Origin of the sequence: Lentihominibacter faecis, from assembly GCF_014306095.1 — a bacterium.
In the GTDB taxonomy this organism is placed as follows: Bacteria; Bacillota; Clostridia; order Peptostreptococcales; family Anaerovoracaceae; genus Lentihominibacter; species Lentihominibacter faecis.
In genome coordinates this window covers 1-12,163 of the sequence record NZ_JACRWC010000040.1, presented here as the reverse complement: position 1 = coordinate 12,163, position 12,163 = coordinate 1, and the positions used below count along the sequence as shown (strand labels likewise).

14 protein-coding genes and 1 rRNA gene are annotated in these 12,163 nt (G+C 47.4%); 12 read left to right on the top strand and 3 right to left on the bottom strand.

Annotated elements, in window-relative coordinates:
- The 3 genes from H8876_RS02855 to hpt form a co-directional block, all read left to right on the top strand.
- On the top strand, window positions 1-390 hold a 390-nt coding region (locus tag H8876_RS02855), incomplete at its 5' end, for a GTP-binding protein (protein WP_346727827.1).
- Window positions 391-735, top strand: a complete 345-nt coding sequence (locus H8876_RS02850) for a YkvA family protein (RefSeq protein WP_177265792.1) — start codon at window positions 391-393, stop codon at window positions 733-735.
- 15 nt (window positions 736-750) lie between these two features.
- Window positions 751-1,281 (top strand): hypoxanthine phosphoribosyltransferase, encoded by a 531-nt coding sequence (gene hpt, locus H8876_RS02845; protein WP_249286433.1) that lies wholly within the window; start codon window positions 751-753, stop codon window positions 1,279-1,281.
- A 106-nt stretch (window positions 1,282-1,387) separates the two neighbouring features.
- On the opposite strand, the gene H8876_RS02840 is transcribed toward hpt, so the two are convergent.
- A complete protein-coding gene (locus H8876_RS02840; protein ID WP_249286432.1) occupies window positions 1,388-1,879 on the bottom strand; it encodes a stage V sporulation T C-terminal domain-containing protein in 492 nt (163 codons plus the stop codon).
- Window positions 1,880-2,014: 135 nt separating this feature from the next.
- Here H8876_RS02840 and cls point away from each other — a divergent pair, with 135 nt between their 5' ends.
- From cls to H8876_RS02805, 7 genes are all read left to right on the top strand, one after another.
- On the top strand, window positions 2,015-3,574 hold the full coding sequence (gene cls, locus H8876_RS02835; RefSeq protein WP_346727826.1) for a cardiolipin synthase: 1,560 nt from the start codon (window positions 2,015-2,017) through the stop codon (window positions 3,572-3,574).
- 20 nt (window positions 3,575-3,594) lie between these two features.
- The gene (locus H8876_RS02830; RefSeq protein ID WP_249286431.1) at window positions 3,595-4,881 is read left to right on the top strand and encodes an amidohydrolase; all 1,287 of its coding nucleotides are present in this window, start codon (window positions 3,595-3,597) and stop codon (window positions 4,879-4,881) included.
- Between the two features lie 3 nt (window positions 4,882-4,884).
- Window positions 4,885-6,513 (top strand): putative polysaccharide biosynthesis protein, encoded by a 1,629-nt coding sequence (locus H8876_RS02825; protein ID WP_249286430.1) that lies wholly within the window; start codon window positions 4,885-4,887, stop codon window positions 6,511-6,513.
- Between the two features lie 178 nt (window positions 6,514-6,691).
- On the top strand, window positions 6,692-6,970 hold the full coding sequence (locus tag H8876_RS02820) for an HU family DNA-binding protein (protein WP_249286429.1): 279 nt from the start codon (window positions 6,692-6,694) through the stop codon (window positions 6,968-6,970).
- Between the two features lie 64 nt (window positions 6,971-7,034).
- Entirely contained in the window at window positions 7,035-7,505 is a 471-nt protein-coding gene (locus H8876_RS02815; RefSeq protein ID WP_249286428.1) for a pyridoxamine 5'-phosphate oxidase family protein, read from the top strand.
- Entirely contained in the window at window positions 7,505-7,747 is a 243-nt protein-coding gene (locus H8876_RS02810) for an RNA-binding S4 domain-containing protein (RefSeq protein WP_249286427.1), read from the top strand. The genes H8876_RS02815 and H8876_RS02810 overlap by 1 nt, the downstream gene beginning before the upstream one ends.
- A 128-nt stretch (window positions 7,748-7,875) precedes the next feature.
- The gene (locus H8876_RS02805; RefSeq protein WP_249286426.1) at window positions 7,876-9,144 is read left to right on the top strand and encodes a CapA family protein; all 1,269 of its coding nucleotides are present in this window, start codon (window positions 7,876-7,878) and stop codon (window positions 9,142-9,144) included.
- Window positions 9,145-9,167: 23 nt separating this feature from the next.
- Here the strand turns inward: H8876_RS02805 and H8876_RS02800 are convergent, their stop codons facing one another.
- Both H8876_RS02800 and H8876_RS02795 read right to left on the bottom strand, forming a co-directional pair.
- Window positions 9,168-9,551, bottom strand: coding sequence for a DUF4363 family protein (locus H8876_RS02800; RefSeq protein WP_249286425.1), 384 nt, complete (start codon window positions 9,549-9,551; stop codon window positions 9,168-9,170).
- Window positions 9,548-10,252 (bottom strand): DUF421 domain-containing protein, encoded by a 705-nt coding sequence (locus H8876_RS02795; protein WP_249286424.1) that lies wholly within the window; start codon window positions 10,250-10,252, stop codon window positions 9,548-9,550. Before H8876_RS02795 ends, H8876_RS02800 begins: the two co-directional genes overlap by 4 nt.
- 138 nt (window positions 10,253-10,390) lie before the next feature.
- Between H8876_RS02795 and H8876_RS02790 the strand changes: the two genes are divergently transcribed.
- Both H8876_RS02790 and H8876_RS02785 read left to right on the top strand, forming a co-directional pair.
- Window positions 10,391-11,545 (top strand): MFS transporter, encoded by a 1,155-nt coding sequence (locus tag H8876_RS02790; protein WP_249286423.1) that lies wholly within the window; start codon window positions 10,391-10,393, stop codon window positions 11,543-11,545.
- A 497-nt stretch (window positions 11,546-12,042) separates the two neighbouring features.
- Window positions 12,043-12,163, top strand: a 16S ribosomal RNA gene (locus H8876_RS02785); the annotation flags it as partial.

Sequence of the window (12,163 nt, the reverse complement as noted above, 5' to 3'; positions counted from 1 at the left end):
CGGCAGCGTCAGATGTGTATAAGAGACAGGCCGGGATACGGTTATGCCAAGGTTTCCAAATCAGTGTCAGAAGGGTGGGGCGAGATGATGGAGCGGTATCTTGAACAGCGGGAAAGCCTGCGAAAGGTGATCCAGCTGGTGGATATCCGCCATGCACCTTCGAAACAGGATGTGGAAATGTATCAGTATCTGCGTCATTTCGGACTCGATGGAATCGTTGTAGCTACCAAAGCAGATAAAATTTCCAGAAATCAGCTGCCGAAACAGATCAAGCTGATCCGACAGACTTTGAAACTTTCAGCAGAGGACGTGGTGATCCCGGTCTCAGCACTGAAAAAGACAGGATATGAAGAATTACTTGATGTCATGGAAGAAATACTGGAGGACTAAATGCAGTTTTTGGGAATACGGGTATTACTTAAAAGAATCAAGGCCATTCGTTTTATGATGGCAGATAAAACGGTTCCGAAACGAAAGAAAGCGCTGATCGTTTTCGGTATCATTTACCTGTTTTTACCTATCGATCTTATACCGCCGATCTTGTTTCCGATCGGCTGGATCGATGATTTTCTGCTGTGGCTGTTTATTCTCTATCATTTGCGCAATGAGCTGGACAGTTACTGGACAGGAGGAAAGACGAAAGATTTTTCGAAAAAATACCGTGGAAAAACCTTTGTGGATGATGTAGAATATGAAGTAAAGGAAGAGTCTGCGGAAGACAAAAATAACCAATAGCAAGGAGAAATCGCAATGCATCAGGATACAATCGGAACAGTTATGATCACACAGGAAGAAATCAATGCAAAGGCTGCAGAGATAGGCCAGCAGATCGAAAAGGACTTTGCAGGAGAGGAAGTAGTCCTTATCGGTATTTTGCGAGGCGCTGTGTTGTGGATGGGGGATATCATGAAGAATGTGAACCTTGATATGGTGATCGACTTTATGGCAGTCAGCAGCTATGGTGCATCAACAAAATCTTCCGGTGTCGTAAAGATCAACAAGGATCTGGATACCAATATCAGTGGCAAAAACGTTATCATCGTAGAGGATATCGTGGATTCGGGCACCACTCTCAATTATCTGAAAGCGTATCTGCAGAATCACGATGCCAAGTGTGTGAAGATCTGTACGCTTCTTGACAAACCGGAAGGGCGCAGAGTGGATATCGATGTGGATTATATAGGATTTACCGTAGATGACAGGTTTATCGTAGGTTATGGACTGGACTTCGATCAGAAGTACCGGAATCTTCCGTATATCACTTATCTGGAACAGGAGTAAACAAAACGCCCGAAAAAGCCGGAGAAGTTTTATGGGATCAATAGAAAACAAAGAGCGTCGCGCAAAGTGGCAGGACATTCCCTGAGCCATGTGCGGACGCTCTTTTTTAATTCTCCATCTGGCATGCCAGAAGCTTTGCACCAAGTTCTGCTGTTTTGACTTCCGCTTCCGTCAGCGCATGGTTTTCGGTGGGAAGAACGGTCACAGATCCGATGGGATCCCCATTGGTGAGGATCGGAACCACAAGCCTTGAGGCAGTCCTTGACTTTTCTTTACACTGGATGATCTCATCCAGCGCAGTATCGATCTGCTGATTCAGATAATCTTTTTTGCGAAGCCCTGAAGCTGCGATGAACCGGTCGGTATCGGAAATCAGTACAGGAAGCCCCAGCACAGTAGAGGCTGTTTCGGCGAAACTCTTGGCTATCTGCCCCAGTTCGTTGATGGGTGAATATTTTTTCAAGATAACTTCGCCTGCTGTTCCTGTATAGATTTCCAGAGGATCGCCCTCACGGATCCGCAGGACCTTGCGGATTTCTTTTGGGACAACTACTCTCCCCAGATCGTCGATCCTTCTTACGATTCCCGTTGCTTTCATATTATTTCCTCCAGTAAAAATTTCTAAGTCTATTGTCTGTAAAAACTGGACAATTATACCTGTAAAAATCTTTGACTTTTCGAGGTTCTTGCAGTAACATTTTATCATAGGCGAGGTTTGCGCAGAGGTATGTATATGAAAAAACAACTGGAAAAATTAAAGAAATTATGGAAACTGATTTTTGGCAGAACAGGGATACTGGTTTTCCTGCTGCTGGTGCAGGCAGTGATCCTGTTTGGAGGGTTTGCCCTCATCGATAAGAGTGCCTGGATCGTCAACTATACCATCGGTCTTCTGGCCGTCATCATCTTGATCTACATTCTCAATGCCAGAAGCAATTCGAGTTTCAAGCTCATGTGGATCATACTGATCCTGGTGGTGCCGGTCGTGGGAGTGGCTTTCTATATTTTCACCAGAGTGCAGCCGGGCACGGCTTATATCTCTCATCGGGTCAATGCGCTGATCGAAGAAGAAAAGGACTATCTGACACCGCATAAAGACACGCTGTATGATGTGTATGCAGAGTCGAAACAGGAATGCGGTTTCATGCAGTATTTATATAAACGGGGCAAGTATCCGGTCTACAGCAATGCCAGCGTAAAATATTTCCCGCTTGGAGAGGATAAATTTCAGGAACTGCTGTACCAGCTGGAACGTGCTGAGAAGTTTATTTTTCTGGAATATTTCATCGTGGATAAAGGCATCATGTGGAACCGGATCCTGAGGATTCTGGCGCGCAAGGCGCGAGAAGGCGTGGAAGTGCGATTTATGTATGATGGCACCTGTACATTGTCCCTTTTGCCGCGAAATTACCCGAAACGTCTGGAACAACTGGGTATCCAGTGTAAAATCTTTGCGCCGATGCGACCGTTTTTATCTACGCATCAGAATAACCGGGATCATAGAAAGATCGCGGTCATCGATGGGCGGGCAGCTTTCACAGGCGGCGTGAATCTGGCAGATGAGTATATCAATCGAAAAGAACGATTCGGCCACTGGAAAGATACTGCCGTCATGGTGCAGGGAGAAGCGGTCAACAGCTTTACACTGATGTTTCTGCAGCTGTGGAATATCAACGTGAAGGAAAAGGAAGATTACAGTAAATACATGCAGTACACCTCTGTCATCGATCGCGGAATGCGAAATGGCGGATATGTCGTTCCCTACGGAGACAGCCCGTATGACGATGAGGATGTGGGTGAAAAGGTATACCTTGATATCCTCAACAGGTCGCAGGATTATGTACATATCATGACACCGTATCTGATCATCGATGAAGAAATGATCAATGCCCTGATCTTTGCAGCACAGAGAGGGGTAGAGGTAAAGTTGATCCTGCCGCATATCCCGGATAAGAAATATGCCTATCTGCTGGCACGGACTTATTATCAGCAGCTGATCAGCAATGGGGTGGAAATCTACGAATATACACCGGGATTTGTACACGCCAAGGTTTTCACATGTGATGACGAACGTGCTGTGGTAGGGACCATCAATCTGGACTACCGGAGCCTGTATCTCCATTTTGAGTGTGCTGCGTATATCTGGAAAAACCCTGTGATCAATGATATTGAACTTGACTTTTTTCATACGTTAGAGAAATGTCAGCGTATTGATCTGGAAAACTGTAAAAAATATAATCCGATCGCCAAACTGGCAGGTCAGATCCTGCGTTTGATCGCACCGCTGATGTAAGGATACAAGAAGGAGGAGCTATGCTTTTTAAACAAATCAATATACTGGATGAAAATCTGAAACTGCAGGAGGATTGCTATGTGGCAGTTCGAAATGGGAAGATCGTTTCGATCAGTGCACAGCGCCCTGCAGGAGAATGGGAACGGGAATACGACGGCAGAGGCAAACTGCTTATGAGCGGATTTTATAACGCTCATGCCCATTCGCCAATGACGCTTATGCGTGGATATGGAGAAAATCTGAAACTGCAGGACTGGCTCAACAAGAAAATCTTCCCGTTTGAGGCAAAACTGGATGGCAATGCCGTTTACTGGGGCACCATGCTGGCTCTGGCAGAATCGTTCCGATTCGGGATCGTGTCCACAAGCGATATGTATTACTTCTGCGATGATATGGCCAGAGCTTTTGCAGACAGCGGGGCGAAGGGAAATATTGCAAGATCCATCGCCAACGTCACAGGGGAGGATCCACGCAGCCTTGTGAGTATGCAGGAGACAAAAGATTTTTACAGAGATTATAATGGAGCCGAAAATGGGCGGATCCTGGTGGATATGAGCCTTCACGCGGAATACACTTCGGATCCGGCAACCGCACGTGCACTGGCTGATTACGCACGCGGCATCGATACGAGGATGCAGGTGCATGTATCGGAGACGAAACAGGAGCATGAAGAATGCATTGGGCGTCATGGAAAAACGCCTGCGGCGTATCTGGAGAGTTGCGGGATCTTCGATGTGCCGGCAGTTGCAGCTCATTGTGTCTATGCGACGGAGGAGGATCTGGAGATCTTTCGGCGCAAAGGAGTGACCGTCGCCTTAAATCCGGTCAGCAATATGAAGCTGGACAGCGGGATATGCAATGGCGGAAGACTGCTGCGTGAAGGCGTGAAGGTTGCTGTTGGCACCGATAGCGTGGCCAGCAACAACAGTCTCAACTTCGTGGAGGAAATGAAGCTGATGGCGATCGGCGGCAAGATCGCGGCGGATGATCCAACAGCTGTGACGCCGGAAGAGGTGATCCGGGCGGCGACGCTGGGTGGTGCAAAGGCGCAGGGGCGCGGAGACTGCGGTGTGCTGAAGGAAGGCAATCGTGCAGATCTGATCGTGATGGATCTTTCGGTGCCTAATATGCATCCGGTGCACAACATGGTCAACAATATCGTCTACTCGGCATCGGGAAGCGACATTTTAATGACTATGATCGATGGAAAAGTGGTATATGAAAACGGTGATTACTGTACAATAGATATAGAACGTGTGCTGTTCGAGGCTGTTACAGCAACAAAAAATATTCTTGGGAGACTGTGATCTATGACCAAAACATCGCTTGTAAAGGGAACTGCCGTGCTGGCGGCAGCTGGACTGTTTGTCAAGTTTCTGGGGGCTTTTTTTCGGATTCCTCTGGCAAATATGATCGGTGCGGCAGGCATGGCCAGTTATGCGCCGGCCTATTCCCTTTACAATTTCCTGCTGGTGTTTTCGACGGCAGGCATTCCGGTGGCTGTGTCCAAAATGGTTTCGGAACGTCAGGCAGACGGACGATGCAGGGAAGCCGCGCAGGTGTTTCATCTTTCGCGGATGCTGATGTTTATGACGGGAATAACAGGATTTGGGATCGTGTTTCTTTATGCAGAGGAGATCGCAGGGCTGTTTCATGTACCGGGTGCGTCTCTTTCGATGCGAGCTATGGCACCGGCACTGTTTCTGGTCCCGCTGGTTGCTTCCTATCGTGGATATTTCCAGGGAATGAACAATATGATCCCCACAGCTGTTTCTCAAATCACGGAGCAGATCTTTCGTGTTGCTGCAGGACTGACAATGGCTATGTTCCTGAAGGATAACGTCTGGATCTTCGATGGGTTTACGTGGCAGCAGAGGGGTGCGGCAGGTGGATGCTTCGGAGCGGCTGCAGGCGGTCTGGGTGGACTTCTTGCGATCCTGATCATGTATCTTATGGTGCGGCGTCAGCTGAAAGAACGGATACGGCAGGACAGGATCCGGCGGCGCAGCTCTTCGCTTCTGCTGCTGAAACGGATCCTGATCATTGCACTTCCTGTCACGCTTGGTGCTGCGATCATGCCTATTGTCGGTCTGATCGATGCAGGAGTGGTAGCGTTCAGGCTGCAGGCCTCCGGATGGGAGAAAGAAGTGGCAGAGGATCTATATGGTCAGCTGACGGGATTTGCAGCACCTTTGATCGGGTTCCCTCAGATATTGATCCAGTCGGTAGTCGTAAGTCTCGTGCCTCTGGTGGCTGCTGCAAAGCAGAAAAAAGATGTTTTTTTGTTGAGGGAAACGCTGCAGACGGGATATCGGATCGCCATGATCCTGGGAATGCCGTGTGCGATAGGACTGATCGCTTTAGCGAAACCGATATTGCTGCTGCTGTATCCGACACAGAAGGCAAGTGCCATTCATGCGGCACCCTGCCTGCAGCTTCTTGGGCTTGGTTTTCTTGCCCTGGCCATCGTACAGGTCTCTACAGGGGCACTGCAGGGAATGGGTAAACAGTTGATCCCCGTGCGAAATCTGTTTCTGGGAGTAGTGGTGAAATTTGCACTCACGTGGTCGCTGACAGCGATCCCGGCTGTCAATATAAAAGGTGCGGCACTGGGAAATGCAGCGGCGTATACGATCGCAGCTGTGATGGATGTGAGGGCACTGAGGAGAACTACCGGGACTCGGGTAAATATGATCCAGACATTTTGGAAGCCGGCACTCTGTTCTGTTATCATGGGATTGTCGGCAGCGTTTTGCTATGGGATCCTTTATGGGTGGACAGGATATAACAGTATAGCCTGTCTGGGAGCGGTGACTGCTGCCGTATTCATATATGGGATACTGATCCTGCGCACTGGTACGATTCAGAAAGAAGAAATGAGACGAATCCCCGCAGGGCGTAAATTTGTCTCATTTTGTGAAAAAATCAAATTATGGTAAATGTATGACGATTTTGTCAGTAAAGTCTTGAAAAAAATGTGTATTTGGGAGAAATGGAACTTGACAAAACCGTTGAAAAATGGGACAATAGTCCACGAAGGTGATTCACCTGACATTGGACTTGTTATAAAAACGATAGTTGAAACTATTCGTTATTATTTTTAAGGAGGATTTATTGATGAATAAGGCTGAATTAGTAGCTGCAGTAGCAGAAAAAACTGGTTTTACTAAAAAGGATGCAGAACTGGCTGTAAATGCTTTCGTATCCAGCGTAGAGAGTGCACTGGTCAAGGAAGAAAAAGTACAGTTGATCGGATTTGGTACTTTTGAAGTTCGCCAGAGAAAAGCAAGACAGGGAAGAAATCCTAGAAAACCGGGAGAAGTGATCAAAATCGATGCTTCTAAAGCTCCAGTATTCAAGGCAGGTAAAGCATTAAAGGATGCTGTAAACAAATAAATGAAATTCCGGGGCAGCGCAGCTGCCCTTTTTTTATAACATAGGAACATATGAGGTGGCTGATATGAAAAGAGAAATGAGAAGAAAAGACAGGATGATCTCCGAGGAAGAATGCCTGAAGGCTCTGGAGGAGGCAGAATATGGCTCTCTGGCAACCATAAGTGAAGACGGCACACCATATATCACACCGCTGAACTTCGTATACACAGATGGTGCACTGTATTTCCACTGTGCTAAAGACGTCGGTCACAAACTGGACAACATCGCCAGGAATCACAATGCATGTTTCAGCATCGTGGACTCCGTGGAACTGATGCCGGAGAAGTTTGCAACAAAGTACAGATCCGTAACGGTCTTCGGAACGGTAGATGTTGTGAAAGACGCTGCAGAAAAACGAAGTGCCATCGAAGCGCTGGCGTTAAAAATCAGTCCGGATCATCGTGAAGCCGGTCTGGAATATATCAATGCAGCGATCGACAAGATCAGTATGTTAAGATTTAAAATAGATCATATGACTGGGAAGGCATCAAAATAATGAGAATCGATAAGTTTCTAAAAAATTCCAGGATCATAAAAAGAAGAACAGTCGCGAAAGAAGCCTGTGAGCAGGGCAGGATCCTGCTCAATGATAAAACAGCCAAGCCTGGTGCTGAAGTGCAGGAGGGAGATGAGATCTTCGTTCAGTTCGGCAACGGCAGCCTGCGTGTGGAAGTCGTGGCGCTTCTGGAATCCTGCAGGAAAGAAGATGCGGTAAAAATGTACCGCGTCATCGAATAGAAGAAAAACGTGAGGAAAAAGCTTTGCAGAGGAGAAACAAGCCGTCTGCAAAGCTTTTCTTGCTTTTTGCAGAAGATGCGGTTAGACTTACGGTATAAGAAGAAGTCCGGATTTATATGGGGAAAATTATGAAAACAAAGAATCCACGAAACAAATCCAGTAACCGAAGTATCAAAAAAGCGATCCTCGCAGTTACCTGCTGTGTCATCCTGGCAGGAATCGGCGGTGCTGCACTTTTTCATCTGATGCCGTCAAAGGATGCAGAGCCTGCAGCTGCAGAACCGGTAAAAGAGCAGACGATCATGATCGGAAACGGCGGTGATATCATCATCCACAGCCCGTTCTACCGTTCCAGTGCTTATAAAAAAGACGGAGACTATGATTTTACGCCGTGCTTTTCCAACATAAAGGATGTTTACGGGGAAGGAGATTTTTCTGTCATCGATATCGAGACCTGTCTGCCGGGTAAGGAAGTGGGCTATTCCGGTTATCCCATGTTCAAATCGCCGGACTCGCTGGTGGATTCCCTTGCTGCCAGCGGCATTGATATGATCCTGCTGGCAAACAATCACATCTATGATTATGGCAACACCGGATTTCTGCGCACAACACAGGTCATGAAGGATAAGGGCATGCTTTATACTGGCGCGCGTCATTCAGAAGAAGAAAAAAAATACGTGGTGCAGGACATCAACGGTATAAAAGTGGGCATGATCAATTACGTGTACGAGACTCCCCGTTCTGACGATAAAAAAGGACTCAACGGTATTGCGATTGATCCGGAAGTGGCGCCGCTGCTCAATTCATTCGATCCCAACGACAGGGAGAGTTTCTACCAGGAGATCGAAGAGCAGATCAAGGCTATGCGAAAAGATGGTGCAGAATTCATCATCGTATATCCGCACTGGGGAATCGAATATCAGATGACAGAAGCTTCCTGGCAGCGTGAAATCGCACAGAAGCTGTGTAATATGGGCGTCGATGCTATCATCGGTGGTCATCCGCACGTGATCGAGCCTGTGGATGTGTTTACCAGCGAAGATGGAACGCACAAGACTTTCTGTGCCTTCTCTTTAGGCAATCAGTTATCCAATCAGCGCAGAGAGATGATGCGCCTTAAGACCGGTAATACGGAGGATGGACTGTTTATCGATCTGGAAATCACAAGGAACAAGAAAGGCGATGTATCGCTGACAGGTGTGAAATATATCCCGACCTGGGTGTATAAGAATGCTTCTGGACCGACCTATTCCATCGTCCCGGTGGACGACCCTTCTACTGTGGAGGAAAAGACGGGTATCAAAGGGATCCAGGCCCAGGCCCAGGCGTCCTACGACAGAACGTACAAGATCATCGGTGACGGGGTGAATAAAGTCAGCGAGGCATACGGATTTTAAGAACCGGGCAGCCTTTGCAGAAATCAGAGGATATTGGCCAGTGTCGGCTTTTGATTTTCGTGCAGATACATGAGCTGATACTGGAGCGCGGAAACCTCGCCGGATGCGTTTGAATCGTCTTCCATCTGGATATAGTAATAAGCTTTGCATATCGTGCTGTCTACTTCGTTGAGTGCTTCGGTGCTCAGGAAGCAGACAGCTGTTTTTTTGTAATGATCCCATTGATCTGAAACTTCCTCGAATCCTTTTTTTGCATTCTCCCAATCGTTTTGCGTAACGGCCGGAAGGACCTTTGCATCGATCGCATCGCTGCAAAAGTGCATCGTCCCGGCTGTATAGGAAGAGTAGATCTCCCACGGCACCAGCAAAAGGAGCATGCAGCATACGGAAATCAGAAGGTCCTTCATCGGCTCACCTCCGTTGCGAAAACATCTGAACTGTCTGTTAAGAATACGTGAAGGCGACTCTGTTCATCACAGAATGCGAAAAACACTTCACTGCGACTGGTGACGCCGCGTGCCAGAAGCTCGCTGTCCATCTGAGTTTCCGTCCATCCGGAGACTTGCAGGTTCTGAGGGTAGAAGTTCCCGTCGCTGATCAAGACGAGCGGCATGGATTCAGGTGACTTTGCAATAGAAAGATCTGCAGGGGTAAGAGGCTTTTCCTGCGCTTTCTGGATGATGGAAAGGTTCCCGTTGGATTCCATGACCGCATATTCGACGCTGGAGAGTGAGGGGCTGCCGCCGATGCGCAGAGCTTCCAGGAGATCGCTGATGGTGAGCCGGAGCCGTTTCATTTCTTTTTTGTTGATCTTGCCTTTTTCGATCAGTACGCTGGGAGATCCGCTGAATAGATTTTTCAGCCGTTCGCTTTTGATGGAAAGAAGGGAAATGAGCACCTGCAGAAACAACAGTGTAAAGATGGCCGTGACCCCGCTGATCATGGAAATGTCCGGAGATTCGATAGGCATGGCGGCGAGTTCGGCGATCATGAAGGAAACGATCATCTGAAAAGGAGACATTTTCGACAGTTCAGCTTTTCCCATGACGCGCATAACGAAAAGGATGATAAAATAAAGCACGATCGTGCGGATGAGGATGATCAGCATGCGGGAGCACCTCCGGTTTCGTAAGATTTTATAAGGATTATTGTTTCCGAAAAGGGAATTTGATATACTGAAATACGGTGAAATGTTAGCATATGACAGGAAACGCAGGAGCAGGAGCATGACGGAAAGGAGATTTTTTTGAAGCATCTTTATGGGCGATATGCCGCGATGTATCATTTTACATATATGGCGATCGGAGCACTGACGCCGATGATAGGACAGTATCTTAAGCAGATCGGGTTTTCCGGTACACAGATCGGGAGCATCACGGCTACAGGGACTGCTGTGGCTATTTTCGCATCGGCATTCTGGGGCGGACAGTACAGCAGGAGCATAAAAAAATACGAGATCCTGATATTTTTGTGCGGGGCTGCGGCACTGGTCAGTCTGGTGTTGAGCGGGATCCACGTGTATGGACTGTTTTTACTGGTATTTGGTGTCATGTATTTCTTTCAGGCGCCCATCATGTCGCTGAGCGATGCCTTTACGGTCGAAAGCGGACAGGGGTTTGGCGGGCTGCGAGCCTGGGGCGCCGTCGGATTCGCGCTGGGAACGTTTGTAACGGGACTCTTCGCTGAAAGTCTGGGTCTTTCTATGATCTTTCCTATTTACAGCGGAAGCTATTTGCTGGCGGTGGCTATGATCCTCTGGATCCGAAAAGGAGAGGGAACATCACGGCAGCGCAGTCACAATGAAGCGGGAAGCCTGCGAGGTTATCTGGAGGTTTTTAAGGTAAAGCCGCTGCGTCGTCTGATCCTGTGTGCTTTCTTCTGGGGCGGGACAAATGTGGCGAACAATACGTATTTCAGTTTTTTGTATATTGATGGTGGCGGGAGCCTTGCAGGGGTAGGTGCGGTCATGCTGCTGATGGTAGGTAGTGAGTTTCCTTTTATGGCATGGTGTGAACGGCTTTCACGAATGCTTACTATGGAAAAGCTGACGGCGATCTCTCTGGGTATTTCCGTTGTGCGTTTCTTTGTATTCAGCCTTGGTGTTCCGTGGTGGATGCTGCTTCTTTTATCCTTTAGCCAGGGGGCTGTCAACGGCATTCTTCTCATCGAACTTGTCCGCTATGCTGCAAAGCTGGCACCGGAGAATATCCGAAGTCTGGCAATCTCGGCCTATTACATCATCGGGAGCAATCTAAGCACCATCTGTTGTCAGTTTTTCGGTGGGATGCTGCTGGATCACTTCGGTGCAAAGGGTGTGTATTTGTTTTTCAGTATGTTTAATTTGACGGGATTTATTTTGTACTTCGCGTTTGGTCTTTTCAGGCCGAAAAGAGTATCTTGAAGAATCAAAAAACAGCTGAAACAGGCATGGGAACGGGGGTAGAGAAAAGGGCAGGAAAAAAGTCAAAAAAAGATAGAAAAAAGCGTTGACAAGAGTGGATATCTTTGGTAAGATAATCAAGCTGTCAGGGAGACATGCAGGAACAAAAACAACAAAAAAGAGGCAATGGCTCGCATGGAAATGGACAGAAAAAGCGCCTCGAAAAGTTGAAAAAAGTTCTTGACAAAATCACTGATACGCGATACAATATAAAAGCTCGCTAAGAGCGGGCAAGCCTTGAAAAAGGCGAGAACATTGAAAACTTCATAGTGTAGAAATTTGAGTCAAAATAAATTTGATTTAAAGGATACTAACAGCACAACCTGAAAAGGAAATGCAAGATAGTTTCCGACAATTTCTAGAGAATAATTCGGATAAAGAATTAGCAAATAACGCTAATGCGTTTAAAGAGTTAGAAATTCAAACGATTTAAACTTCTTCGGAAGATTAAATACCATTTAATTAAGAGTTTGATCCTGGCTCAGGATGAACGCTGGCGGCGTGCCTAACACATGCAAGTCGAGCGAGAAGCTCGTGACAGACGCTTCGGTTGAAGTCACGAGTGGAAAGCGGCGGACG

Excerpts from the sequence above, each read along its gene's own strand:
- H8876_RS02820 (WP_249286429.1), top strand. The coding sequence starts at position 6,692 with ATGAATAAGGCTGAATTAGTAGCTGCAGTAGCAGAAAAAACTGGTTTT.
- H8876_RS02800 (WP_249286425.1), bottom strand. The coding sequence starts at position 9,551 with ATGAAGGACCTTCTGATTTCCGTATGCTGCATGCTCCTTTTGCTGGTG.
- H8876_RS02815 (WP_249286428.1), top strand. The coding sequence starts at position 7,035 with ATGAAAAGAGAAATGAGAAGAAAAGACAGGATGATCTCCGAGGAAGAA.
- cls (WP_346727826.1), top strand. The coding sequence starts at position 2,015 with ATGAAAAAACAACTGGAAAAATTAAAGAAATTATGGAAACTGATTTTT.
- H8876_RS02825 (WP_249286430.1), top strand. The coding sequence starts at position 4,885 with ATGACCAAAACATCGCTTGTAAAGGGAACTGCCGTGCTGGCGGCAGCT.
- H8876_RS02795 (WP_249286424.1), bottom strand. The coding sequence starts at position 10,252 with ATGCTGATCATCCTCATCCGCACGATCGTGCTTTATTTTATCATCCTT.
- H8876_RS02805 (WP_249286426.1), top strand. The coding sequence starts at position 7,876 with ATGAAAACAAAGAATCCACGAAACAAATCCAGTAACCGAAGTATCAAA.
- hpt (WP_249286433.1), top strand. The coding sequence starts at position 751 with ATGCATCAGGATACAATCGGAACAGTTATGATCACACAGGAAGAAATC.
- H8876_RS02830 (WP_249286431.1), top strand. The coding sequence starts at position 3,595 with ATGCTTTTTAAACAAATCAATATACTGGATGAAAATCTGAAACTGCAG.
- H8876_RS02850 (WP_177265792.1), top strand. The coding sequence starts at position 391 with ATGCAGTTTTTGGGAATACGGGTATTACTTAAAAGAATCAAGGCCATT.
- H8876_RS02840 (WP_249286432.1), bottom strand. The coding sequence starts at position 1,879 with ATGAAAGCAACGGGAATCGTAAGAAGGATCGACGATCTGGGGAGAGTA.
- H8876_RS02810 (WP_249286427.1), top strand. The coding sequence starts at position 7,505 with ATGAGAATCGATAAGTTTCTAAAAAATTCCAGGATCATAAAAAGAAGA.